The organism is Brevibacillus fluminis, from assembly GCF_003710825.1.
Taxonomy (GTDB): Bacteria; Bacillota; Bacilli; order Brevibacillales; family Brevibacillaceae; genus Brevibacillus_D; species Brevibacillus_D fluminis.
On record NZ_RHHQ01000091.1, the window covers coordinates 1 to 301 of the forward strand.

A 301-nucleotide genomic window follows, 5' to 3' on the forward strand; every position below is an offset into this window, starting at 1 on the left:
ATTCCGTATCATCACATCGAATTGATTGGGTCCCATGATAAGGTAGCGGCAGCTAAGCGCTGGAATGTGGACATGTTCATTGAAGATCGGCTGGAGAACGCGCTCCAGCTTTCCGAAGAAATGGGGATTCCCGTCTTTTTGTTTGATACGCCGTACAATCAGGCGACGCTTCCGAAGCTGGTTCATCGCATTTATGACTGGCGTGAACTGGATAAGCTGGTCACACAAGTGACCAGCCCCCTCCTACACAAGTGACCAGTACAGTCCTGCACAAGTAAGCGAAAATGGAAACGACGTTCCT

1 pseudogene is annotated in these 301 nt (G+C 49.8%); it reads left to right on the forward strand.

Annotated features, from left to right (window positions below):
* Positions 1-255, forward strand: a pseudogene (locus EDM56_RS31670) (hypothetical protein); the annotation flags it as partial.
* Positions 256-301 lie beyond the last annotated feature (46 nt).